We start from the raw sequence: 20,405 nt of genomic DNA, 5'->3' as shown, positions 1-20,405 counted from the left end.
TATTTCTTTGCTAAACTTAAATCAATGCGTGATTTTTAAGCGGGTGTCAAATGACAGAAAGCCAGTTAAAGTTATCAAGTAACTCTGATTTAGTTCAAATAATTTCATGTGGAGAACTTACATCTCATTCAGACCCGTTGTCAGAAATAACAGTTGTAAGAAATGGTGTGAATGCATCCGGAGTGTATGCTTTTGCCAGTCTAATGGGATGGGATATGGCAACAGTCGCAAACGCATTAGGTACAACATCTGCAACATTATCGCGATGTAAATCTAAATCATTAAGTTCACAAACTAGCGAACATGCGATTGAAGTTGCAAGACTAAGTATGATTGGAATTAACTATTTTGGTTGCATCGAAAATTGGAATGCATGGTTAAATACTGCTCATATTCAATTTAACAGTCAAGCACCTCGATTAGTGTTGAACTCAATACGCGGACGTGAGCTAATTAAAAATGTTATTAAGCAGCTTCAGTACGGTTTCACAGCATGATGACTGTTTAGCTTAGTTTTATCTAAATATTTTCACTTCACTGTTTCAGTCACAGTCAATCACGGGAATATCTGACCATCGGGTAGTGTAATGTGGTGACAAAAAAGCGCGTCTCATAGCCCATTTTTGCGTGAGCTTTTCACTGCCAATGCTTAAAGCGCCAACACCATAGCGGTTGTTAATTGTGTCGATACACGTCATTATTTTAGGGTTGTCAGGACTTTTGTTAAACATATCTGTTTGATAGAAGTACTCACTCTCAAGTTCAATTGCACCGATTCCACATCGATAAAAACGGGTATCGGGTTTATATAGTGTATTGATAACTTCGGACACCGCTTTTGCAATGACGCGAGTATCGGATGTTGGTGTGATAAAGTCATATAGCATCGACTTTTTGTAATAGACTTCTTCATGCGGGGAGCTGGCTGCAAATATAACAATACGCTTTGTTAAAGAGTGTTGTCGTCTTAACTTCCTAGCCACAATAGCAGCATGTGTTACAAGCGCAGCTTTTAAAGGAGTGATATCAGTAATGCGCTCGCCAAAGCTGCGTGTTGAAAAGATTTCTTTCTTATTTTGTTTTACTTCATCCCAAGTTAAACACGCTACACCATTGAGTTCATTAACAGTGCGCTCAACCACGACGCTGAACATTCTTCTCATTGCTTTAGGGTTTTGATTTGCTAAATCCAAGGCTGTTTGTATATTCAGTTGTTTTAATTTATTACCTAGGCGAGAGCCAATTCCCCACACATCTGTTACGGCCATCTTAGATAAAATTTCACAGCGTGATTTATCATCATTGATAACGGCGACACCGTTATATCCAAACAGCTTCTTAGCGGCATGATTGGCTGCTTTTGCGAGCGTGGGGGTAGGCCCAAACCCAACACCAACAGGCAATCCCGTTTCACGCCACACGGCACGACGAATAACCTGCCCATACTCAGCCCAGTCACTAATTACTTTAGAAAATCCAGAGAAACGTAAAAATGATTCATCAATACTGTATACGTAGTGGTCATCACAAAAACGTCCGATAACCGTCATCATTCGCTCACTTAAATCAGCATAAAGCTCATAGTTAGATGAGCGTACTACAACATCATGATGTTCTAAGTAGCGCTTAATTTTAAAGTAAGGCTGAAACTTGGGAATACTGAGTTGTCTAGCAATCGGACATACAGCACATATACACCCATCGTTATTTGTTAAAACAACAACGGGCTTGTGTCGTATAGCTGGGTCAAACACTTTCTCAGCACTGGCATAAAATGCTACTGCATCAACTAGGGCAAACATTTACTGAGCGCGACTTTATTTTTATGAAGCCGAATACTGGTTGTAACGACGCCCTCTAGTTTGAAGTCATCTTCAGGAGAAATATAAACCGATGAATAATTCTTAGATGCAGAGATTAGCAAGCGATTTGATTTATCGATAATTTTGCACACGAATGTACCGTTATAGCTTGCAACGATAACATCACCGGAAGTCACGTTTTCAGCTCTATCAACGACAAGTAAATCACCATCAAAAATCCCGACATCTTGCATAGACTGACCGGATGCAAGGCCTATAAAGGTCGCATTAGGGTGGCGAATAACAAGCTCATCTAACGATATGCCTAGCTCAGTATATTCTGCTGCTGGTGATTCAAAGCCGGTAATGCCCGCTTCGATATAAATTGGAATAACAAACATATGGACCTCGCTGTATGTATATACAGTATAGTTTGATTGTCTGTGTCATTCCACTCTTTTGAAGTTTCTTCGTTTAGATTTTCATCCCATAAAAAATCACAGCTAATAACGGCCGGTTATTTGAGGGGTTATTATTTTGTTTTTTGTATTTGTGACAAAAAAAGATAATACTATTTCAATTACTTATGATTTTAAATTATCTTTATATGGTGTTAATTACTTAAAATGGCGGTAAGCTTAAAAATAAATAGTAAATAGCTTGATTTTGTGAATTTAGCCGCTACTTTAAAAAAGAGATTGAATTTTAGAGTGAGAGTTAGCGTTATGAATGAACATTCAAATCACAGCAATATTGATAGTGTATATAACAAAGAAAGTATGCGACGTCGTCTTGAACGTTTTAGTCGTTTCAACATAAGTGGCTTGTGTCCTACGCTAAAAGATACACAGCCACACTTTTTCGAATCGTTCAATGAGTCACATTTTGCATTGATGTTTGAGTTTGATCAAACGATAAAATCTGTTCGAACTCAGCCATTTTCAATTAGTTATACAGATGACAATAAGAAGCGATTGTATACACCTGATTTTTCTTTAATTTATTGTGATGGCAGTGTTCGCGTGGTCGAAGTGAAGCACTCGAAAGCGATTGATGAAAAGACAAAATGCACTCATTTTTTGATTGAGAAAGCGTTCGAAAAGCTAGGCTTTGAGTTTGTAGTTTTGACGGAAAATGACTTGCCACCGAGACGAGCGCTCTCAAACATGAAGATGATATTACGCAATGCTCTATCAATGAAAGTTGTGAATGGTGAGAATGTAAACACACTGCTTGATGTCTTGCCTCCTGAACTGACTCTACAGAAAGCACACGCAATTTGTGATGCACTGAATGTAAATAGAAACATGATTTGTCATTTTGTTTTAAAAGATTATTTAAAAATGGATGTTTCATGCGATATTTGTAATGAAACTGCTTTAATTAACAATCTTCATGGATTTGTGCAATGAGCGGTGTGGTTAAAATTGGTACGAAGTTTCAAATGGATAGCAGCTCTTACATAGTGCGTTCGATAGCGCGAGAGCACTTCGATAATATGATTTTTTACTCATTGTTTGATGATGACAGTCAGAAAGTGAATAATGCAAGAGTCGAGTGCATGGCACAATCTGAGCTTCATAAAAAACTCATAGGTAGCGAAGCGCTTTTGTATGAGCGCGCTTCTGACATACCGATGCAACAATTGCTGACAGAAAATCAATTAAATCAGATGAGTATGTGGCAAGCGTTTTTTGACTTGCATTTCGAGAAACACAGTAAAAATTTTACTGCAAAGCATAATGTTGATGAAAGCATCGCTGCTTTCAGTTGGCAAAGTTACAACTCAAAAAAATACTCGCGTAGCTCGTGCCAAGCGAAGATAAAGGCGTATCGTGATTCTGGTTGTGATATACGTTCATCAATTGGCCATGGCCATCACGCAAAGAAAAACTCAAAGCGACTGACACCGGCAACAGAAGATTTAATTTACGAGTATTTTTGTGATTATTATCTTGTTAGAAGCGATGCAACTGCAAAATCTGTACATGCAATAGCAGATATGCTGAGGGCTAAGATACGCGAGCTTGGTAAATCAAAGCCAGCGTGTTATCCAGTCATACCATGTGTCGACACTATTTATCGACGTTTTCGCGAAACAATTGCATCAATGAAGACGCTTAAGACATTGAGCAAAGCTGAAGCTAAAAAACTGCGTTATAAACTCGGTCGTGAGTTTGTGTCAGAAGACCCGCTTGAGCGAGTTGAGATGGACGCGGTATACATAAACTTAGGTTTAAACAACGACGCGAGCAAATATCTGGGCACTATTGTAATGATGATTGCGATTGATACTTGCACGCGTTGCCCGCTTGGCTATTCAATTCGTGTCGGTAAAAACGCATCTGAATCTGCTGATTTAGCTATCGAATGTTTGAAAAGTGTTGTGACACCAAAAGACAATCCACTTTGGCCGTGTTTTGGTGTACCAGTGAAGCTTGTGACAGATGCGACGACCGCAACAAAAGGCAATATATATAAGTCGCTTGCTTTGCAACTTGGTGCGAATTCAATCACCACGCGTAGTGGTGAGGGGCAGAGTAAGCCGTTTATTGAAAGCTTTTTTCGCACCTTGCGACGTGAATTTTTAAGCAAATTACCCGGGTATCTGGGCTCAAAAACGCGTGTCAATAATGGTCATCTAGAAGCGACAGAAGATGCTGAACTTCATGCATCAATGACGCTTGAAGAGTTCGTCGCAGCGTTTGAAGATTACATCACAAATGTCTACATGCAATCAGCACATACTGGCCTTAAAAATCGTGCGCCGCTTGACGTGTGGATGAATGCAATCAGTAAAAACCCACTACTGCAAACGGTGCCTGCGCCTGATACTGATTTATCTGAATTTCGCGGCTGCTATCGTGCGAAGTGTACATTATATACAAATGGCTCAATTAAGCTTAAAAATGAGCAATATGTGAGCGATGAGCTGAAAGCCTTAAGCTTGTCAGGTGTGAAAAGTGTTGAATGTTTTTACAGTGATATTGATACAAGTAGTGTTGTTGTGAAGCATCAAAACGACACATTTATCGTGCCACTGCGCGAGATGAATCATCATACTGAGGTGGGTGTTCAACAAGCAGAGCTTGATGTTGCTCGCAACTCGCAATTCAGTGAATGTGATGTTGTTGAGCGTAAGCATTATGAGTACAAGGCCGGCAGCAAGCGAGGCTTGCCAAACTTCAAAAAAGCAAAGCAAAAGCAAGCTGAAAAGCGTGAGCTTGAAAGCGGTCGTAAACAGCCTTCTCGAACAAAATACAATAATAATAAAGCAATTGATGTTGATTCAGTTGACGCGCGCGAGCAAATTTTAAACTCGCTAAATGCGCAAGTTGCTGTCGAAGAAGATATCGACACTGGTGCCACTTTTGATGATTTTGAGCCGGGCGGTGAGCTATGAGTTGTTTAAAAGGCAAGGCTGAATTGTTATACAGTAAAACATTTGATTGCGCGAATAATCGTCTAGAGCTTGCTGATTTGCTTGAAGAATCACAGCAGACACTGAGTCTTGGTGTCGGTAGTTGTAGTGTGATTGTTGGCGACTCTGGAAGTGGCAAAACTACATTACTCAAAACTTTTATAAAGCGATTCAATGAAAAGTACAGCACAGACGTCAGTGAAAACAAGTCAATAAAAGCATGTTATATTCGCTCGCCGTCGAACATGAGCCCGCTTGACCTGTACCGTGCAATCTTAGTAGGTATGGCCGAGCCCGGCTCAATACAGGGCTCTGAAGTTGAGCTTCGTCGACGTATCGCGCAGCAAGTTAAGAACAAGCGTTATCGTGTTCTTGTGTTTGATGAATTTCAGCAAGTCGTTGAAAAAGTCGGTGTGAAGTCGGCGCGCCAAATTGCAGATTATCTAAAAGAATTAGTTGATGAACTAGGGTTATTTCTTGTGTTCGCTGGCACTTCAAAAGTCATGAATATACTTGAAATTAATGAACAATTCGCATCACGATGTTCACTCATCATTGAGAAGAAACTGCTTTCAGTCTCGACAAGAAAAAATTATGTTCACTTTGTGAAATATCTAATAACTCTAAATGAACATTTGAAGTTTTCTCAAATTGACTTCACAAACCCTGAAATCAGCTTGCCTATTTTTGCCATGACAAAAGGTGATTTGCGTCAACTGAGCATGCTTATTCGCAAGGCTGTTTTTTATGCATGTGACAAAAATAGAGATGAAGTTCTCGTCAAAGATTTCGCCGCTGTATTTAGTTCAATTAGTGCGTCAAAGAAAAATCAAGCAAATCCATTTTCTAAAAAGTTCTCTTTACTAAAAACGGAACTGGGAGTTAATTATGAGCTCTAATCATTTTATATCACCATTTTCAGCGTGTGCAGCAGTGGCTCGCTTTTATGGATTTGCGACAGTTAAAAAGTTGATGCTATCTAATGCTATTCAAACCCCGACGCGATTCGAACTTTATGCACACTCTCACTTTGAAAAGTTACTTGAAAATGAGCAGATTAAACATGATATTGAGCAATATAAATTATTAGACTGTACTCAAGTACTCGAAAAAGGGGGCACAATAAATGACTCTGATCATATTAAGATTTGTCCTCGCTGCTATCACAACACGGGGATTCAACTTTATCAATGGCAGCATATTGAAGTGACAAGTTGTCGGGTACATGAATGTGCGCTAGTAAATGTTAAAAATCTGCCTCTTTATGACTTACAAGAGTCATGTAATTTATTGAGCTTTGAGCGATACATGCTGTGTTTGAGTGAGGCTGAAAGCTCAGAGTTTGCTGAAAAGCTACTAGGGTTCTCAAGCCTTTTATTCAGACCCTTTGACTTTATTCAAGCAAAAATTAAATTTCAAAAATTTAGTGTTCAGGAAATGAGGTTTTTATTAGATGATGTGTTCAAGGTTTTGTCGTGCCCATCTCTAAGTGAAATTTGGAAGCACTTATTATTAAAGCACAGAGCGCAATTTGAGAAATGTGGTGAGTTAGTCATGCATCATCGATTCGATGAGATTGCTAACTCAATCTACTCAATTCAGCATGAGTATAACTTTTTAAAATCGACTGAAGAGGTAGAAGCAAAGACTCTTTTATTAAAATACCATGATGCACAGATAGACAAGTCTTTATACGTTTCTACTCATCGCTTTGACAGTAAATTCGATTCACAAAGTTTTTCTTTCCAGATAGACGGGGCAGCCCTTTCAGAATTTTTAGGTATCAATATGAAGTCACTTTCTCATGTTGCTCAGCAAAACATGTTTGATGCAATCTATCTTTGTAAGCAACAAGATAAGTCATTTTATGACATGAGAAAAGTTGCAGAAGCTTTATCGAAATCATTTGAGCTAGTTTCTGAATGTGATGATAAATTCTTGAAAGTAAGTGATGTGCCCAATGGCATCTATGATTTGTTTGATTTATCTAGAGATGAGCTTGTTAGTTGTGTATTAAATAGTCATGTTGACGGTCTATATAAAGTCAATACAAGCATTGAGCGTGTTAATCATTTATATGTAAGTGAGAAAGGGTTAAAGCAATTATTGAAAGAAAAGTGGAATGCAATAGATGAAGTGAATAAGTATGACGCTGTTCGTATGTTGAAAATAAATGCTGATGTTTTAGGTACATTGATTGAAAATGAGTATCTAAAGCTTTCAGCGAAAAATAGTGAACAAATAGATGCAGATAGCATACGTGAATTTGTTTCTAACTACCTTATTTTAAATAGAAAAGCTAATTTTGAAAAAGCGAGAACGTGCGAAAAACGTATCACGGGGTGCTGTAACGTGCAGCCAATTTTTCAAATTTATATGGATCCAAACAGAACAGATTTTGTTCTGTACGACAAAGCACATCTTAATGATTGTTGTATGCAAAAATTACAATCACGATTTACGCATTTCAGTAAATCAAACATAGATTTATCAAAAGACGTCATCATTTTTAGAAACAAACGACGTCATTAACTAGAGTTTTTAGTCGACTTGTTTAGTTTCGCTTAGCTGTCTTGATTTGACAAAAAGTTGAAATCACACTAATAATAGGCCGAGGGCATTTAATGCCCTCGGCCTTTTTTTCGTTTGGATTTTACTCAAAATATAAATAGCAAATTTATTCTTACGGTTAATCGTAAAAAACAACAAATTCTAGCGTTTAATCAGAAACTTGAAGCTATACAAATCAGAAAGTGCTCTTAAATTTTCCCACCATTTCTATAGCTTAATTCCAGCCTTGGATCAGAAAGAACAACGTTGAATGTTTGATTCGTTTGGTCGGATATAAGTCTGTATCTTTTGGATGTTGAGCTCCTATTAAAAGCTAAGAAAAAACAGTATTTCGTCCTCTTCTTTTTGCCTCATAAAGGTGTAAGTCGACTCTTTTGGCTGCCTGTTCTGACGTTTCGTTTGGTGCAATTTCTATAACACCTAAGCTTATCGTTGCGCTTATAGACAAAGATGTATGTTCCTTTTCGGCAACTGAAAGTCTAATACGCTCGGCAATATCTTTTGCATGCTCTAAAGATTGATTCTCAAGCACAATTAAAAACTCTTCGCCGCCGACACGACCTACCCGATCAGAACAACGGACGGTTTGCACAATCGTATTGGTTATAGATATGATTAATTCATCACCAATATCGTGACCGTATTGATCATTGACCGCTTTAAAATGATCAATATCGATAGAAATCAAAGAGCTTACTTGCTGATTTAGTTTGTTTTGCAGCATGACACTTCGTTTTAAATTCAATATAGCTCTTCGATTTGCTATGCCTGTTAGTTCATCTTTTAAAGCGAGTATTTCAAAGTACTTTTTCTGGCGAACTTGTTTGAATGTATAAACGGCGAATAAGAGTAAGCACAAGCAAGTGATCATCACAGTTAAGCCTTGCCAAAAAGATTTATCTTCGGCCACCGCTAAAAGTTTTTGTTGTAGCTTTGACTCATGCTCTAAACGAGAAATCTCAAGGATCTGCTGTTCATAATTAAAGTTTAATCTGGCAGATATAAGCGTGTTATTTGCGATAGCTTGTTGTTTATCTTTAATTAAAGCGATTAATTGTTGTTGAGATGTTATTTGTAAGGAAGTATCTCCTGTTGCAGCTGCAAGCTGCGAGGTTAAATTTAAATAACGCTCCTTTAAGCTATCGGGCCAATATTGTTGTTGCCCGGCTATCTTCTCATAAGATGTAAGGGCGGCTTGCAACTGATAGGTAGCCAAGTACCATTCTGATTTAGTGAAGTTGTAAAGAGTCAAAATCCAGCTGTCAGTAACAGAAAGCGTGTTCAACTCAGTTAGATATGACTCACCCTGAGATAAGCTATTAAGTTTTATATTGAGTTCTGTCAGTTTAATTAATATGTAAGCATAGCCATTTTCGCTTTCGAAACGACGAACATCTTTTTTTATCGACTCGTATAGCTCAACTGCCTTTATTAAGTCGCCTTTTTCTTCATAGGCATACGCGAGTTGATCCGTTACTTTGTAATGCTCTTGCTTATTGAATTTCGTTAACGCTAATTTGGCTCGCTGCAGTTGTTCAATTGCAAGTTCATAGTTGTACAACGCTATGTGAATATCGGCAATTTCTTTTAATGCGAGTGCTTTTTCGTAGTCATTACCTGCTTTTTCAAATAACTGATAAGCCGTTTTAGCAGAGTCGAATGCCTCTTGATAGTCGCCTTTAGTTAACTGAATACGGTTAAGTACTATGTGAGCAAGAGCAATGATTGACAATTTTTTTGAAGAGGTTATTTCGTCTACTGACGGCGTGTTAATTATTGGTTTTAAGTGTTCGAGAGCTTTCTGGTAGTTACCTTGCGTATACTCTTGGTTTGCTTCACAAACAGCAAGTTCCTGTATTAAGTTTAAATTGTTTACTTGTTGAATGATTGGTTTGGCTGTTTCTAGAAATTTTTTATATTCATTAATTCCGTTTGGGGTTGATACATTAGAAAACCAACATTTAAACGCCATTACTTGTGCATCATCTAGCACATTTTCATAAGGCATTTGCTGCTCTAATCTAGCTAAAATTTCGACAGATTCAGAATATGTTGTATAACCGTGAAGAGCACGGCTGATTTCACTCTGAACATCATTTGCAGCCACATTGGTTGCAAATAGCAACAAGCACAATATCCTTATCATTTGAGCATTACTCCATACAGCTACTCTGATGCCAATCAATGATATTTTCTTATAATTGCAGCTAGCTTAGCATAATGAAATTGTTGCTTATAATATTTTACGTTGAAAAAATATAAATAATTTAACACTTTAAGCTATGGTTGGTTACTTTTGGGATTTGAAAGCAGCTCAACACAAAGTAATGGAATTGTGTACCTAAAATGATATGGTTACTTTAAATAGTTTTAATTAAAAGGATGTTTTTTTTCATGTTAAACAAAATATTACTTTGTAGTGCTTTGTTATTTTCTGTTACAGCACTGGCTGAAAGACCAGATTATTTTAATGATGAGATAGAGCAAGAGTATCTCGCGGTTTTAAAGCATATGGACGAAATGATGCCGCAAACCGATGTAGAGCTTGCCTATTTACCCTCTTTTTACCCGTTTAGCATTTTTGATATTCATGCCACAAAATTTAAAAATGACAAAGATAAGCAAGCGTTCACTAACTTTAATTTAGGCGTGCTTGGTAGTCAGTATTTAAATGTTGAACAGCAGATTGGAACAAAACTTCCTAATTTATTTATTTGCAAAAAAGATCAGTGTACGGAGCAAAGGCTAAAGCAAATTAGCTCATTTTTAGCTGTATCGGACGAGCAGATCTTAGCTTTTAAAAACAACATTAGCTTGAATCTTGTACAATTAACTGCGCCGAATGTTTATCGTGTTAACAATACTTTTTACTCTCCTACTCAATTAGTAAGCTATACACCATCAAAATATGCGGGGTTTGTACCATCTGCCGATTATAAAACTCTATCACCTGGTGAAGCCCCTAGCTTGATGGAGCTATCAGCCGATTCACAAAAACTCAGAGATTTAATGGTTAAATTTAAGGTTGCAGCAGTAACAAAGGATGAGTATGACAACATTAATGTGATTTTCGGTGGTCTTAGTGATAATCATTGGGGAGTGGTCCTTTTAGACAAATATAGTATACCTAGGGAAGGCGATAGGAATGCTTTAGGCCTTGAGTACGAAATAATCAAACCACTCTCCAAGATAAGTTTTTATTATCAAACTAATTAAACCAAGTTTTATCAACAAACAGTTATCAATGGAGTAAACAATGGGGTTGTCTGAAAATAACAAACCAAAGCCCCATAGTTTTGTGTTGAAAAGTTTTGGATTAATAGCACTTTTTGTATCTTTAACAGGATATGCCACCGAGCAGCAAATTCAGCAGCACGTAGATGCGTTTATTCAGAGCCAATATAAAGATCACTTCACAGAGTTAGTCTCTGATGATGAAATTGGCCAATTAAAGCGTTTTTATGAGCATAGTGATGGTAGAGTCTCTATATTTTGGACTTATCAAACAGGCAATGTTTGGTTAGAAAAACTGACTCTCATTAAGGTGCAAGATGATGGATATAGCGAGTTGTCGTCTATTTCTTTTAACGGCGTAGTAGATAGTACGAAAAAGATTGGCGAACAGCTTGTTATACAATTAAGTACATATGATGAGAGTGATCCTCGTTGCTGCCCCAGCAAGAAAATCACTTTACGCTACCGTATTTATAATGGTGAGTTAGTTAAGTTATAGCCAGATTGTTTTTCATCAGGCTATAAATTAAGAATTAGCAAATATGGTATTCGCCACGGTGTTTGTTGCTGAACATAAAGGCTTGTAACTCAGATTTAAGTACCTCGACAATATCCGTGGTAAAGGGCGTTCTGATTTCACCAGAGTCTAAATATCTCAGTAAATCAATTTCATGTTTAAGTGCTGACTGAATCGAATAACTAATTGGGTAGGTTACTTTAAACTTTTTATGCGATATCACATTGTCGTGGTTTTCAATCTCAACATAGAAAATTAATTGCTCATCTTCTTCGCAAATGTCGCTACAGGTGCCTTGCTCACGAATACAATCCAAGACAATATTTCTGATGAAAATATCAAATTCGTTCATATTAATCCCTCAATTTTTGCCCATCCATTGGGTACAACTGAAATCTAGCAAAAAATAATTAATCTAGCCAACTCAATTTTGCATCTTTTGGATTAACTCTTTCTGGGAAGGTTGATTTAAAAGTGCTAGGGGGAGGGGCGTGGTCAGTTTATAGGGGGTAATCCTTAGGGATTGGTCGTTAGGGGATAGGATGCGCGAAACACGTTTCACGCCTACGTTGTAGCAGCGGCTTTATGCTGCGTCATTGATAAATTTTTACGAGAAACGAGAAACGAGATACGAGAAACGAGATACGAGAAACGAGATACGAGATACGATGGGCGAGGTAAAAACACGATGTGAAATCACTGCTACACAATCAGGTTCAGACTAAATTTAAAAACTGACGGGCTGAAGCCCGACCTATAAGGTCGTCATTTATGGCGACTAGGGGGATGTAGACGCGCATCTCGCTCCTCGCACCTTGACCCTCGCATCTCGAACCTCGTAACTCGATCCTCGTAACTTTCCCCTAGTTACTCGCTAACTACTCCTAGAGCCTAGCTTCTAGCCCCTAAAACCTCCCCCCTAACAATCTCTGCGCCTTTACTTAGCGCACTAAGCTTGGCGCTTGCTATGTGGCAAGGGAGAGGGGCCATACCGCAGTTTGTGCATGGGTAAAGCTTGTCGGCATCAACATATTTTAGGGCTTCGCGTAATGTGTGTGCCACTTCATCAGGGGTTTCAATTTCATTGCTTGCTACATCAATGGCACCCACCATCACCTTTTTACCGCGAATGAGTGCTAATAGTTCAATGGGCACGCGAGAGTTGTGACACTCAAGAGAAATAATATCGATATTCGACTTTTGAAGTTTTGGGAATACTTCTTCATATTGACGCCATTCATTGCCCAGTGTTTGTTTCCAATCAGTGTTGGCTTTAATGCCATAGCCGTAGCAAATGTGCACGGCGGTTTCGCACTTTAAGCCTTCGATTGCTCTTTCTAGGCACTTAATGCCCCAGTCATTAACATCATCGAAGAACACATTAAACGCAGGCTCATCAAATTGAATAATATCAACACCCTCAGCTTCGAGCTCTTTCGCCTCTTGGTTGAGAATTTTGGCAAATTCCCACGCTAGTTTTTCACGGCTTTGATAATGCGCGTCATACAAGGTGTCGATCATGGTCATAGGCCCTGGTAATGCCCACTTTATAGGTTGCTTGGTCTGCGAACGTAAAAACTTGGCGTCTTCAACAAACACGGGTTTGCTGCGTGACACCGGGCCAATCACACTTGGTACACTGGCTTCGTAGCGATTACGAATGGTCACTGTTTTACGGTTCTCAAAATCAACGCCATTTAAGTGTTCGATAAAGGTCGTTACAAAGTGCTGGCGGGTTTGCTCGCCGTCGCTCACGATATCAACGCCAGCTTGTTGTTGCTCTTGTAAGGCAACGCGCAGCGCGTCTTGTTTGCCGTCGATAAGTTCTGCACCTTGCAATTTCCAAGGTGACCATAAGGTTTCAGGCTCAGCAAGCCAAGCTGGTTTTGGTAAACTGCCTGCTGTCGATGTAGGTAATAACTTTTTCATTTTTACTCTCATTAAATTGCGTAGTTGGCAGACCATTTTTCAAGTACTGATTGATAAGGCTTAATAAAGTGTTGCTCAGTAAACTTACCTTGCGCAATCGCCAGTTGGCTGCGCTCTTCACGGTCGTAAACAATTTGCGTGATAGAGTGATCGGCATTTCTTAAATTTGGTTGATAGCAACTACCCGCCACAGCATTGGCGTTATAAATTTCTGGACGGTAGATTTTTTGGAATGTTTCCATAGTGCTAATCGTGCTGATCAACTCTAAGTTGGTGTAATCGTTCAGCAAGTCACCAAAGAAATAAAACGCCAGCGGAGCAACAGTGTTTGGTGGCATAAAATAGCGCACCTGCAAGCCCATTTTTTTAAAGTATTGCTCGGTTAATGACGACTCATTTGGTAGGTACTCTGCACCTAAAATTGGGTGTTGGTTTTCTGTACGATGGTACGTTTTGTTATCAGACACGCTTAAACAAATAACCGGTGGTTTTTTAAAGTGCTGTTTGTAAGTCTCTGAGTCAATAAAGTATTTAAAGAGTTTACCGTGTAAGTCGCCAAAGTTTTCGGGAATGCTGAATTCGCTTTTCGCTTTATTATGATCAAGCAACAGTACACTAAAATCATAATCACGCACGTAAGATGAAAAGTTATTACCAACAATACCTTCGATACGTTCATTAGTTTGGTGATCAATGATATTAGTTTTTAGCACTTCAATTGACGGGAATGCCTCTGTGCTATGTGCAATTTCTAGATCAACTGAGATGATCTCAAGCTCTACTGAGTAGCGGTCGCTTTGCGGGTTATCCCAGTTAGCTAGCGCATTAAAGCGGCTATCAATCATTTTTAATGCGTTACGTAAATTCTGTTGGCGACTTTCACCGCGAGCTAGGTTCGCAAAGTTTGTGGTAAGTCGTGTGCTATTTGACGGATGATAATTCTCGTCTAGGCAAATGCTTTTAATTGTAAATCTGAAATCGTTGTTCATGGCAATGTATCCAAAAGTCCTGAGATAAATGATTGCTGCTCACCTTCCTTAAATCGCTAGGTCATTAACCTTAGGTTGCTCTGCAGCGTAAAATACTAATAAATTTATACGTGCTCAGTATCATGAAGAAAAACGTTTTTATTTCAGGTAAAACATGAGACAGATTCATGAATATTTGCTGTTTTAGTAAAACATTTAGGAAGGGATAGTGAAAAAATACTTCAAAGCCATTTTAGACGTCTGGATTTCCAAATCGGTTTGTTGGAGTTGCAGTAATTTCATATAAAACGTGAGTAATATTCACTACTTAACCCTACTTTTGAAAACAACCCCGTACTTTATTGTTGTTATACTCGGTTCCCTAAACCAACAAAGCAGACAAATACAATGAATGAATTAATCGTGCTTATTATTGCTTGCGCCATACTTGGTAGCGGGGTGGGCTTTTTAGCGGGGCTCTTAGGAATTGGTGGAGGCTTAGTTATTGTGCCCATATTAAGCATGATCTTGCTGCACTTTCAGGTGTTACCTGCTGAGCAAGTTGTGCTGGTGGCGATTGCTACATCGCTTGCCTCAATTCTTTTTACTTCAACGTCATCAGCTATCGCTCACCACAAAAATGGTAATGTGCCTTGGCAATTGGCTCCGTGGGTGATGACTGGGGTTGCACTAGGCGCTCTTATCAGTGGCTTTTTGGCTTCGCTATTACCTGCAAATGTGGTGCGAATTGTGTTTGCTGTGAGTGTAGTGCTTATTGCATTAAAAATGATTTTCAGTAGTAAAAATGACAGCCAATCAACACGAATGCTACCCAATAAAGGCCTTTTGACACTTTATACAACCATCACTGGGGGACTCTCTGCCATGATAGGCATTGGCGGTGGTGCGGTTCTTGTGCCGTTACTAACGTTTTTCTCGGTCGATATGAAAAAAGCCATTGGTTGTGCTTCGGCCTGCGGTATTGTCATTGCGCTATTTGGCTCAGTGGGTTACATCAGTTCGGGTAGTCAGTACTTTACATTAAAAGAGGGCTTTGCCGGTTTTGTTTATTTACCGGCCTTGTTTGGTATTGTTTGTACTTCGTGGTTTACCGCACCATTAGGAGCAAAAGCAACGCATCATTTGCCTGTGTCTACCATCAAGAAAATCTTTGCAGGACTTTTGGTTATTATGGCTGTGAATATGCTTACTAAATAGTGTTAACGTATTAATTCGACAACACGAAAGCCGTTTGTTAATGTCAGTTAAGCAGTATTTAGGCTGCTTAACTGCCTTTTTTCGAAAGCTGTAGGCGCTAATTAAGGACTATTTTTTAAGGAAAATGTTATGGAACGTTGGTGCTTTCAAGCGAGTAAAAAAACACTAAGCTCTTTATTCGTTGCTCTATCACTCATGGCCTTGCCAGTGACTGCTGAGGCTACAAAGCCTCTCGAAACTCACCATGCTTTAATGGGCCAAGTTCTCAATGCAAACCAACAAGCTCCCCTTACAGGTTTTGCACTTCATGTGATTGTTGATGATGGACATGCTTTTTCAACGGTAAAGCAAAGTAAAGAAAATGCGCCGCAAGTTATCAACCCAAATAGTTTATTTAGAATTGCCAGTGTGACCAAAACCTTTACTGCGGCAACGGTGTTACGTTTGCACGAGGAAGGAAAACTAAGCCTTGATACAACGCTCGATAAGTTAATTTCTGACGACTTTTTTGCGCTTCTTGAAAGCGATGGTTATGCCCTTGATAAAATGACGCTTAAGCAAGTGCTGAGTCATACGGCAGGGCTATACGATCACGCCCAAAGCGATCAGTATTTAGCTGGCATAATGGCACATCCGCAACAAGATATTACGATGCGCGAGCAAATTAAAGGGTGTGTAGAGTGGGGCGACCCAGTTGGTAAACCTGGTGAGCGTTTTTCATATTCAGATACCGGTTATGTGTTACTCGGCCATATTATTGAAAGAGTGACAGATTTACCGCTACCTGAAGCGGTTCGCCAATACTTAAGTTTCGATAAAAATCATATCGAAAATGTGGTCTGGGAAAGGGGTGATTCGGTTGCTGTGGATGAGTCTCGACGCGTACATCAATACTTGCATGGCACCGATACTTTTAATTGGAGCCCAACTGTCGATTTATATGGTGGCGGTGGGCTTGTTGCCAGCCCAATCGGTATGGCTAAATTTTATCAGGCTTTATTTTCAGGTAAGGTCTTCAAACATCCAGAAACGCTCAAACTCATGCTATCGGTTAAAGGCTTACCAGCAGATAGCCCTTACCGTTTAGGTGTATTTGCAAAAGAATATAACGGCACCTTGGTTTATCAACATGGTGGCTTTTGGGGCACTTTGGTGATGTATGAGCCAACAACGCAGGTGGTGGTCGCAGGGGCTGTTACTCAGCAAAAAGACTACGCTAAGCTTGAAAAAGTAATGAGTGACTACTTAATTTTACAAGCAAAATCAGCACTCTAAACACGCCAAAATCTAAACTGGCGCACAGATGCGCCAGATTCTTCCTTTAGCTCAACTTTAGCTAAGTTATTATAGAAAATAAATGACTTGCGTACTTCATATAACAAAAATATTATATAACTAAATTGTTATGGAGTAAGTCGTGAAAGTTCTCTTTTTATGTACAGAAAATTCAGCCCGTTCAATTATGGCTGAGGCGTTGCTTAAACATCATGGTAAAGGTGAGTTTGAGGTGTTTAGTGCGGGTACTGAACCTTATGCGGTAGACCCTCGTACGCTTGCGGCGATTGAGCATTTTGGTTTAAAAACAGATGACTTACACTCAAAGCACTTAAACGATGTAACTAACCTGAATTTTGATTACGTCATTACCTTATGTGATGACGCTGCCAAAGAATGCGCCAATCGCGTCGATGGCAGCCATTGCCTTGCATGGGATTTTATCGATCCTAAAACGCGTCCTGAACCTCACGCCTTTGAAAAAACCTTGCAAGAGCTCAATGAGCGAATCAAACAGTTTGTGCAATCCCATAACAAAGAAAAACCAGTATCGATTTCGCCAACCATATTTTATAAAGCCCTTGCAGATGATATTCGTTTAAAAAGCTTATTGCTTATCGCCGTTGAGCAAGAGGTTTGCGTATGCGAACTAATGACGGCACTTAACGAGCAGAGCCAACCAAAGGTTTCAAGGCATTTAGCGCAACTTAAAAAACAGGGTATTTTGTCGGATAGAAAACACCAGCAGTGGGTGTTTTACTCTTTAAACCCGACTCTACCTATGTGGATGAAACAAACAATTACCTCGACCGTGGTAAACGAACCAAATTTCATAGAAAACGAGTTAGCAAGGCTAAATGCGATGGGCGATGATCGCCCAACCCGTGTTGCTCGTTGCTGCAATTAAGGACTGAAAATGGGTGTTTTTGAACGATATTTATCTGTATGGGTTGCTGCTGCTATCGCCATCGGTGTGACGCTTGGGGTGATGTTTCCGCCTTTATTTGAGCTAATTGCCAAAGCCGAAGTGGCGCATGTAAACATTGTTGTTGCACTGTTTATTTGGGTAATGATCTACCCGATGATGGTGCAAGTTGATTTTTCAACAATCAAAGAAGTCGGTAAAAACCCTAAAGGGCTGATGCTCACTTTAATCATTAACTGGCTTATCAAACCGTTTTCAATGGCCGCATTAGGTTGGCTATTTTTTGAAGGGTTATTTGCTGATTTCGTTAGCCCTGAAACTGCGCAAGAATATATTGCTGGGATGATTTTGCTTGGTGTTGCACCTTGTACGGCAATGGTGTTTGTGTGGTCACAACTGACCAAAGGCGATGCAAATTACACCTTAGTGCAAGTGTCTGTGAACGACATCATTATGATTTTTGCTTTTGCACCTATTGCGGGGTTATTGCTGGGTGTATCTGATATTCATGTGCCTTGGCTTACACTGATGATTTCGGTTGTGCTGTATGTATTGCTACCACTCATTGCCGGGGTATTAACACGAAAAGCTCTTAATAATTCAGCACAAAATGAGGCTGCTGTGCAGTCATTTTTAGAGAAAATTAAACCTTACTCAGTTATTGGTTTACTGGCCACAGTGGTCTTGCTATTTGGGTTTCAGGCGAACACGATTTTAGCCCAACCGCTTAACATTGTACTGATTGCCATTCCGCTTGTTTTGCAAACCTACGGTATTTTTGCAATCACCTATTTCATTGCGTTAAAGCTTAGGCTTAAGCACAACATTGCAGGGCCTGCATGTTTAATTGGTACTTCTAACTTTTTTGAGTTAGCGGTCGCAGTGGCTATTTCATTATTTGGTTTGCACTCGGGTGCAGCATTAGCAACCGTTGTTGGGGTGTTGGTCGAAGTACCTGTGATGCTGTCGTTGGTTGCAATCGTTAATAAAACAACACATTGGTTTAAAGAGTAATTGGGGAATCATAATGCAATCACATCCATTTGATATTTTACAGCTAGAAACTGGGGCATTTATTTTTACCCCTTGCCCTGGCACAAAAGGCGTTGGTTTATCGCAGTCTGTAGCAGATTTAAAAGCGGCAGGTGCAAAAGCCATTATTACTCTAATGTACGATGAAGAGCTTATTAAAAATGGCGCGCAGCAGCTTGCAATCGAATGTGAGCAAGCCTGTCTTAGCTGGTTTCAATTACCTATTGTTGATGATGACGCGCCAAGCGAAGCGTTTAGTCTCGCTTTCAACAAACACCTTAACGAGATTCTTGCCATCATAAAAAGCGGTGGTAGCGTGGCTGTGCACTGTAAAGGCGGCTCAGGCCGTACAGGCTTAGTTATTGGTTTATTAATGCATGAGCTTGGCTATGCTAAAAACGACATAGTTAATCAAGTGCAGGCTATTCGCCCTAAATCGTTGCATAACCAAGTACAACGTTCATTTTTCGACAATTTTCAAAAAGTAGGAGCTTAACAATGGCAATTAAAGTAGGCATTAATGGTTTTGGCCGTATGGGTCGTTTATCGCTAAGGGCAGCGTTTGCATGGGACGACGTTGAGTTTGTGCAAATTAATGACCCAGCGGGTGATGCAGCAACACTCGCTCACTTACTAAAGTATGATTCGGTACACGGTATTTGGCCTCATGAGGTTGAAAGTAACGACAACGCTGTGATCATCGATGGCCACGAAATTAACGTTACGCAAAATAAAACGATTGCAGACACTGATTGGTCTGGTTGCGATATTGTTATTGAAGCCTCTGGTGTGATGAAAAAAACCGAGTTACTGCAAGCCTATCTTGATCAAGGTGTGAAGAAAGTTGTTGTCACTGCCCCTGTAAAAGAAGACGGTGTGCTGAACGTTGTAATGGGTGTAAATGATGATTTATACGATGTACAGCAGCACGATATTGTGACTGCTGCATCATGCACTACCAACTGTTTAGCGCCTGTGGTTAAAGTTCTGCAAGAGAAAATTGGTATCAAACATGGTTCAATGACCACTATTCACGATATCACTAATACGCAAACTATCTTAGATGCGCCCCATAAAGATTTACGCCGTGCTCGCGCATGCGGCATGAGCTTAATTCCAACTACAACGGGCTCTGCAACAGCGATTACACATATTTTCCCTGAACTTAAAGGCAAATTAAACGGCCACGCGGTTCGTGTGCCGTTAGCAAATGCATCAATCACCGACTGTGTGTTTGAAGTTGAAAAGCCAACCACCGCTGAGCAAATTAACCAATGGATGCAAGAAGCCGCAGAGGGCCAGCTAAAAGGCATTTTGGGCTATGAAGAAAAGCCACTTGTTTCTATTGATTACAAAACCGATCCACGCTCAAGCATTGTTGATGCGTTATCAACCATGGTTGTGAACGAGACTCAAGTTAAGCTGTATGTTTGGTACGATAACGAATGGGGTTACGCAAACCGCACCGCTGAACTTGCCCGTAAAGTTGCGCGATCACTACAAGGTTAAAAGC

The 20,405-nt window shown here is 39.6% G+C and carries 19 protein-coding genes; 13 read left to right on the top strand and 6 right to left on the bottom strand.

Annotated features, from left to right (window positions below; translation table 11 throughout):
- The first annotated feature begins 50 nt into the window (after positions 1–50).
- A complete protein-coding gene (locus AN213_RS15570; protein WP_055199052.1) occupies positions 51–497 on the top strand; it encodes an antitoxin Xre-like helix-turn-helix domain-containing protein in 447 nt (148 codons plus the stop codon).
- 45 nt (positions 498–542) lie between these two features.
- Here AN213_RS15570 and AN213_RS15565 read toward each other — a convergent pair whose 3' ends face one another.
- Together AN213_RS15565 and umuD are read right to left on the bottom strand one after the other, a co-directional pair.
- Positions 543–1,802 (bottom strand): Y-family DNA polymerase, encoded by a 1,260-nt coding sequence (locus AN213_RS15565; RefSeq protein ID WP_055199051.1) that lies wholly within the window; start codon positions 1,800–1,802, stop codon positions 543–545.
- Positions 1,790–2,203, bottom strand: coding sequence for a translesion error-prone DNA polymerase V autoproteolytic subunit (gene umuD / locus AN213_RS15560; protein ID WP_055199050.1), 414 nt, complete (start codon positions 2,201–2,203; stop codon positions 1,790–1,792). The genes AN213_RS15565 and umuD overlap by 13 nt, the downstream gene beginning before the upstream one ends.
- Positions 2,204–2,527: 324 nt before the next feature.
- Here umuD and AN213_RS15555 point away from each other — a divergent pair, with 324 nt between their 5' ends.
- The 4 genes from AN213_RS15555 to AN213_RS15540 are packed head-to-tail and all read left to right on the top strand — an operon-like array spanning position 2,528 to position 7,755.
- Entirely contained in the window at positions 2,528–3,214 is a 687-nt protein-coding gene (locus AN213_RS15555) for a TnsA endonuclease N-terminal domain-containing protein (protein WP_055199049.1), read from the top strand.
- Positions 3,211–5,205 carry a DDE-type integrase/transposase/recombinase gene (locus AN213_RS15550; protein WP_055199048.1) on the top strand — a complete coding sequence of 665 codons (1,995 nt, stop codon included), beginning with the start codon at positions 3,211–3,213 and terminating at the stop codon, positions 5,203–5,205. The genes AN213_RS15555 and AN213_RS15550 overlap by 4 nt, the downstream gene beginning before the upstream one ends.
- Positions 5,202–6,122 (top strand): TniB family NTP-binding protein, encoded by a 921-nt coding sequence (locus tag AN213_RS15545; protein ID WP_055199047.1) that lies wholly within the window; start codon positions 5,202–5,204, stop codon positions 6,120–6,122. The genes AN213_RS15550 and AN213_RS15545 overlap by 4 nt, the downstream gene beginning before the upstream one ends.
- Entirely contained in the window at positions 6,112–7,755 is a 1,644-nt protein-coding gene (locus AN213_RS15540) for a hypothetical protein (protein WP_055199046.1), read from the top strand. Before AN213_RS15545 ends, AN213_RS15540 begins: the two co-directional genes overlap by 11 nt.
- A gap of 352 nt (positions 7,756–8,107) precedes the next feature.
- On the opposite strand, the gene AN213_RS15535 is transcribed toward AN213_RS15540, so the two are convergent.
- Positions 8,108–9,940, bottom strand: coding sequence for a GGDEF domain-containing protein (locus AN213_RS15535; RefSeq protein WP_095209778.1), 1,833 nt, complete (start codon positions 9,938–9,940; stop codon positions 8,108–8,110).
- 248 nt (positions 9,941–10,188) lie between these two features.
- Between AN213_RS15535 and AN213_RS15530 the strand changes: the two genes are divergently transcribed.
- Together AN213_RS15530 and AN213_RS15525 are read left to right on the top strand one after the other, a co-directional pair.
- Positions 10,189–11,010, top strand: a complete 822-nt coding sequence (locus AN213_RS15530; RefSeq protein ID WP_236702931.1) for a hypothetical protein — start codon at positions 10,189–10,191, stop codon at positions 11,008–11,010.
- Between the two features lie 40 nt (positions 11,011–11,050).
- Positions 11,051–11,527: a hypothetical protein gene (locus tag AN213_RS15525; protein WP_055021831.1), complete on the top strand. Its 477-nt coding sequence runs from the start codon at positions 11,051–11,053 to the stop codon at positions 11,525–11,527.
- Positions 11,528–11,561: 34 nt separating this feature from the next.
- Here AN213_RS15525 and AN213_RS15520 read toward each other — a convergent pair whose 3' ends face one another.
- From AN213_RS15520 to AN213_RS15510, 3 genes are all read right to left on the bottom strand, one after another.
- On the bottom strand, positions 11,562–11,897 hold the full coding sequence (locus AN213_RS15520) for a hypothetical protein (RefSeq protein ID WP_055199044.1): 336 nt from the start codon (positions 11,895–11,897) through the stop codon (positions 11,562–11,564).
- A gap of 539 nt (positions 11,898–12,436) precedes the next feature.
- Positions 12,437–13,474, bottom strand: a complete 1,038-nt coding sequence (locus AN213_RS15515; RefSeq protein WP_055199102.1) for a methionine synthase — start codon at positions 13,472–13,474, stop codon at positions 12,437–12,439.
- Between the two features lie 11 nt (positions 13,475–13,485).
- Positions 13,486–14,463, bottom strand: coding sequence for a DUF1852 domain-containing protein (locus AN213_RS15510; protein WP_054563270.1), 978 nt, complete (start codon positions 14,461–14,463; stop codon positions 13,486–13,488).
- 387 nt (positions 14,464–14,850) lie between these two features.
- Here AN213_RS15510 and AN213_RS15505 point away from each other — a divergent pair, with 387 nt between their 5' ends.
- From AN213_RS15505 to AN213_RS15480, 6 genes are all read left to right on the top strand, one after another.
- On the top strand, positions 14,851–15,660 hold the full coding sequence (locus AN213_RS15505) for a sulfite exporter TauE/SafE family protein (RefSeq protein ID WP_055199043.1): 810 nt from the start codon (positions 14,851–14,853) through the stop codon (positions 15,658–15,660).
- Between the two features lie 129 nt (positions 15,661–15,789).
- Positions 15,790–16,935, top strand: coding sequence for a serine hydrolase (locus AN213_RS15500; RefSeq protein ID WP_055199042.1), 1,146 nt, complete (start codon positions 15,790–15,792; stop codon positions 16,933–16,935).
- Between the two features lie 142 nt (positions 16,936–17,077).
- Positions 17,078–17,842 carry a metalloregulator ArsR/SmtB family transcription factor gene (locus AN213_RS15495; RefSeq protein ID WP_054563277.1) on the top strand — a complete coding sequence of 255 codons (765 nt, stop codon included), beginning with the start codon at positions 17,078–17,080 and terminating at the stop codon, positions 17,840–17,842.
- A gap of 9 nt (positions 17,843–17,851) precedes the next feature.
- Positions 17,852–18,874, top strand: a complete 1,023-nt coding sequence (arsB, locus tag AN213_RS15490; protein ID WP_054563278.1) for an ACR3 family arsenite efflux transporter — start codon at positions 17,852–17,854, stop codon at positions 18,872–18,874.
- 13 nt (positions 18,875–18,887) lie between these two features.
- Positions 18,888–19,388, top strand: coding sequence for a dual specificity protein phosphatase family protein (locus tag AN213_RS15485; protein ID WP_054563279.1), 501 nt, complete (start codon positions 18,888–18,890; stop codon positions 19,386–19,388).
- Positions 19,389–19,390: 2 nt separating this feature from the next.
- Complete coding sequence (locus tag AN213_RS15480) at positions 19,391–20,401, top strand: ArsJ-associated glyceraldehyde-3-phosphate dehydrogenase (protein WP_055199041.1); 1,011 nt, start codon at positions 19,391–19,393, stop codon at positions 20,399–20,401.
- The last annotated feature ends 4 nt before the right edge of the window (positions 20,402–20,405 follow it).

It is taken from the genome of Pseudoalteromonas sp. P1-8 (genome assembly GCF_001399985.1).
Taxonomy (GTDB): Bacteria; Pseudomonadota; Gammaproteobacteria; order Enterobacterales; family Alteromonadaceae; genus Pseudoalteromonas.
This window is presented reverse-complemented; position numbering and strand designations above follow the sequence as displayed.

Bases quoted from the DNA above. Each gene is read 5' to 3' on its own strand.
- AN213_RS15570 (WP_055199052.1), top strand. From the start codon at position 51: ATGACAGAAAGCCAGTTAAAGTTATCAAGTAACTCTGATTTAGTTCAA.
- AN213_RS15565 (WP_055199051.1), bottom strand. From the start codon at position 1,802: ATGTTTGCCCTAGTTGATGCAGTAGCATTTTATGCCAGTGCTGAGAAA.
- umuD (WP_055199050.1), bottom strand. From the start codon at position 2,203: ATGTTTGTTATTCCAATTTATATCGAAGCGGGCATTACCGGCTTTGAA.
- AN213_RS15555 (WP_055199049.1), top strand. From the start codon at position 2,528: ATGAATGAACATTCAAATCACAGCAATATTGATAGTGTATATAACAAA.
- AN213_RS15550 (WP_055199048.1), top strand. From the start codon at position 3,211: ATGAGCGGTGTGGTTAAAATTGGTACGAAGTTTCAAATGGATAGCAGC.
- AN213_RS15545 (WP_055199047.1), top strand. From the start codon at position 5,202: ATGAGTTGTTTAAAAGGCAAGGCTGAATTGTTATACAGTAAAACATTT.
- AN213_RS15540 (WP_055199046.1), top strand. From the start codon at position 6,112: ATGAGCTCTAATCATTTTATATCACCATTTTCAGCGTGTGCAGCAGTG.
- AN213_RS15535 (WP_095209778.1), bottom strand. From the start codon at position 9,940: ATGATAAGGATATTGTGCTTGTTGCTATTTGCAACCAATGTGGCTGCA.
- AN213_RS15530 (WP_236702931.1), top strand. From the start codon at position 10,189: ATGTTAAACAAAATATTACTTTGTAGTGCTTTGTTATTTTCTGTTACA.
- AN213_RS15525 (WP_055021831.1), top strand. From the start codon at position 11,051: ATGGGGTTGTCTGAAAATAACAAACCAAAGCCCCATAGTTTTGTGTTG.
- AN213_RS15520 (WP_055199044.1), bottom strand. From the start codon at position 11,897: ATGAACGAATTTGATATTTTCATCAGAAATATTGTCTTGGATTGTATT.
- AN213_RS15515 (WP_055199102.1), bottom strand. From the start codon at position 13,474: ATGAAAAAGTTATTACCTACATCGACAGCAGGCAGTTTACCAAAACCA.
- AN213_RS15510 (WP_054563270.1), bottom strand. From the start codon at position 14,463: ATGAACAACGATTTCAGATTTACAATTAAAAGCATTTGCCTAGACGAG.
- AN213_RS15505 (WP_055199043.1), top strand. From the start codon at position 14,851: ATGAATGAATTAATCGTGCTTATTATTGCTTGCGCCATACTTGGTAGC.
- AN213_RS15500 (WP_055199042.1), top strand. From the start codon at position 15,790: ATGGAACGTTGGTGCTTTCAAGCGAGTAAAAAAACACTAAGCTCTTTA.
- arsB (WP_054563278.1), top strand. From the start codon at position 17,852: ATGGGTGTTTTTGAACGATATTTATCTGTATGGGTTGCTGCTGCTATC.
- AN213_RS15485 (WP_054563279.1), top strand. From the start codon at position 18,888: ATGCAATCACATCCATTTGATATTTTACAGCTAGAAACTGGGGCATTT.
- AN213_RS15480 (WP_055199041.1), top strand. From the start codon at position 19,391: ATGGCAATTAAAGTAGGCATTAATGGTTTTGGCCGTATGGGTCGTTTA.